The 3,563-nt window shown below is 46.6% G+C and carries 4 protein-coding genes; all 4 read right to left on the bottom strand.

All coding sequences use genetic code 11. From position 1 onward, the window contains the following. Positions 1-822: ketoacyl-ACP synthase III (locus tag IJN28_03500; protein ID MBQ6712840.1), on the bottom strand; the 822-nt coding region annotated here is incomplete at its 3' end. Further along, complete coding sequence (plsX, locus tag IJN28_03495) at positions 815-1,834, bottom strand: phosphate acyltransferase PlsX (GenBank protein ID MBQ6712839.1); 1,020 nt, start codon at positions 1,832-1,834, stop codon at positions 815-817. The genes plsX and IJN28_03500, both read right to left, overlap by 8 nt. Beyond that, the gene (gene fapR / locus IJN28_03490; GenBank protein MBQ6712838.1) at positions 1,831-2,406 is read right to left on the bottom strand and encodes a transcription factor FapR; all 576 of its coding nucleotides are present in this window, start codon (positions 2,404-2,406) and stop codon (positions 1,831-1,833) included. Before fapR ends, plsX begins: the two co-directional genes overlap by 4 nt. Positions 2,407-2,580: 174 nt before the next feature. After that, positions 2,581-3,563: hypothetical protein (locus IJN28_03485; GenBank protein MBQ6712837.1), on the bottom strand; the 983-nt coding region annotated here is incomplete at its 5' end.

The following is a 3,563-nucleotide window of genomic DNA, read 5'->3' as shown; positions in this document are numbered from 1 at the left end:
GTCCATCGGGAAGCCCAAACGTTTGGCTGCCGATTTGATAATACGCATATTTGCCTGATGCGGAACAAGAAGAGAAATATCTTCCGTCGTAAGTCCCGCCTTTTCGATCGAACGAACAGCCGACTCACCCATCGTCTTAACGGCGAACTTGAATACCTCGTTACCGTTCATGTGGATCGAATGCAATTTTTCTGCAACCGTTTCCGGCGTTGCCGGTTGGCGACTGCCGCCTGCCGGCATATGAAGCAGATTTGCACCTGCCCCTTCTGAACCTAATTCAACTTCAATGATGCCATATCCTGCTTCTACTTCACCTAAAATTACAGCACCTGCACCATCACCGAACAAAACGCACGTATTTCTATCCTGCCAGTTCGTGATCTTAGAGAGTGCTTCCGCCGCAACGATAAGAACCTTTTTATACATACCCGTTTTGATAAACTGAGTACCGACCGTCATCGCATATGCGAAACCGGAACATGCCGCCGACAAGTCGAATGCCGCTGCATTTTTCGCACCGAGTGCATCCTGTACACGACAAGCAACCGCAGGGAACATCGTATCCGGGCTGACCGTTGCCAAAATAATAAGATCCAACTCTTCAGGAGATACCTTCGCATCCGCAAGTGCTCTTTTTGCTGCTTCAAGGCCGAGATCGGATGTTGCCTGATCTTCTGCACATACGTGTCTTTGACGAATGCCGGTACGTTCGTAGATCCACGTATCCGACGTATCAACAATTTTCTCCAAATCAAAATTCGTTACAACTTTTTCCGGCACATACGAGCCAATACCGATAATACCTACCGATTTATTATTCATTTGTACTGTTATCCTCCTGAACAATATGATTCTTAATATGCTCTACAACACGACTTTTTTTGTATTCTGCCGCAACGCGAATCGCATTTTTGATCGCCTTCGCTTTCGAGCTTCCATGACAAATAATGAAACAGCCGTTGATACCGAGAAGCGGTGCACCGCCGTATTCATTATGATCCATCTTCTTACCAAGCTTTTTCAGTGCAGGAAGCATAACAGCAGCCGCCAGTTTTACCCAAATACTGCTTTTCTTGATATGCTCTTTCAGCATCGTTTTCAGACTGCTTACAAGACCCTCACCGAATTTTAACACAACATTACCGACAAATCCATCACAAACGACAACATCTACATTGCCTTTGGGGATATCGCGTCCCTCTGCATTACCGATATAGCGGATACAATCGAGTGCTTTGAGAAGCGGGAACGTTGCTTTCGCCTGCTCATTACCTTTTCCTTCTTCTTCACCAATGTTGAGAAGACCTACACGCGGACGATCGATCCCAAGTACGTTCTCCGCATACAGAGAACCCATGATAGCATTGTGTACCAAGTGGATCGGCTTACTGTCGACCGTTGCACCCGAATCGACCAATACCGTCGTACCGCCCGCCGTATTCGGGATCGGCGTTGCGATCGCTGGACGTTCTATACCTTTGATACGACCAAGACCAAAGAGCGCCGCCGCAACACCTGCGCCCGTAGAGCCTGCCGAGATGACCGCATCACATTCTTTTTGACGAACAAGACGCGTCGCAACAACGAGCGAAGCATCTTTCTTCTTGCGCACAGCAACGCTCGGCGCCTCGTCCATTGTAATGATCTCCGACGCATGGTGAACAGTGATCGCAAGCTTCTTCCAATCGCCCCATGCATTCAGCTCTTTTTCTATCTGCTCTTGGTCACCGACCAAGACAACTTCATATCCATATTCACGGACAGCATCTATCGCACCGAGAACAATCTCACGTGGTGCATAATCACTGCCCATCGCGTCTACTGCGATCCTCATCTGGCAATCTCCCCTTTTTGCTCCAGCGTGACCATGATGAACTTCGCACGGAACACTTCTTGTTCGGCATTTCTGATCTTCACCCAAACAAAAAACTTATTTCCTCTCTGCTTCACCACTTCGGCTTTCGCAATCAGTTTTTCTCCGACCGTAACAGGAACCTTATACTTCACATTCGCAACACCCGTCAACGCCTGCGGTGCATCGATCACCGAAAGCGCGAGCGAATTCGCCTGCGAATATACATAATGTCCACGTGCGATCCTCGTTCTCTCAAAAACCATATCAGGTGTGATCTCCAAAACCGATATTCCCGATTTGCCCAATTCCAGATCGATCAAATCGCCTACAACCTCATTCGTTTCAAGAGCCTTCGTCTTATTCCCACTCTGCTCAGCCATCAACTTCGTACGCTGACGCAACTCGGGAATATTAAGCGCCGCACGATCAAGTCGGATCGTCTGCACACTCACGCTAAGCTGTCTTGCAAGCTCCTCATCCGTCAAAAAAGGTTTTGATTCAATTGTCTGCTGCAAAATTTTGTGTCGCTCTTGTCTGGAACACCGCGTCATTTTTCATCACCTTTTACTTAGTAGCAGGTACTATTAGAACCTGCTACTAGTATAGACGATGTTTTATGAAAAAGCAAGAAAAAATGATGAAAAAAATAAGGATTTTCCCTCGTTTTTTCATCATAATTTGCATTTATTTTACGATAATTTTTATTAGATATTCGCAACCGTATTTCAGGCTATTTCATCCCTCATTTTTATGCACGTAAACGCAACCTCCGCAGACGGTTTTCCGCCGAGCTGCACGAAATCGGAATAGATATCGCACAACCACTTTTTGAACATACGGAACACCGATTTCAGACCGCGTACAGGTGCTTCGCCGCTTCTAAGATATGCTTCGAATCCACGAGCAAACTTCTCATGCTGTTCTCGCGTGAATCCCTGACTATCCTTATATCCGAGCCATTCTTTGATCGTCTGCCAATCTCTGACGAGCTGTGCAGGCGCACCCTCCATCTCGGCAAGCATCTTGAGATCGGCAAGTGCCACATGCCCAAGCTCATGTACGAAGGTTGATTTGTCTGCCGCTTCAAACAAGCTCACAACACGTTCCATTCCGCTGATACGCGTCTGGCCGCGAACGGATTGGTTATACCGCTCGATAACAGAGATAGCCTTATCGTCGAATACAACAAAGCACCTGCCGTCTCTGCCTCCTTCATAGGTAATGCCTTTGATACCCAACGCATTAAGCGTTTCGGATGCGGCACGCTCTGGTGACTTTTTCTGTCCCTCTTTGTTATACATTTGGAATACAACTTCTTTATAGAACTGCTTGCCGTTTGTTGTACCCAAATCGTTTTCAGACTTCGGAGCGATATAGTCATTTGGTCTTTGGCGATAATATTCAAGAATAGCTTTCCGCACCTTCAACGGCTGCTCTGATAACGGCTTATCTTCATCAAGAAGCACATCGTTATTGGGAATATCTACTTCAAACAATGATCCCGTAGGGCCGACAATCTCTAACTTGTTTAAATCAATGCTTTCCAATATGTCCGCACCGCTGGTTTCCCATTTTCTCTTGTCCGCAAAAGGACGAAGCGTTACTTCCAATCTGTCTAAAACATCACGGATATTCGCCCTTCTGCCATCCATTTTTGCGACATACTTTGCACTATCGACAATGCCTTTCAGTCTATCTGCATCTTCCT

The sequence above is a fragment of the Selenomonadales bacterium genome (genome assembly GCA_017442105.1).
In the GTDB taxonomy this organism is placed as follows: Bacteria; Bacillota; Negativicutes; order RGIG982; family RGIG982; genus RGIG982.
The sequence above is the reverse complement of the archived record's forward strand: the minus strand, read 5'-3'. Positions and strand labels throughout refer to the sequence as shown.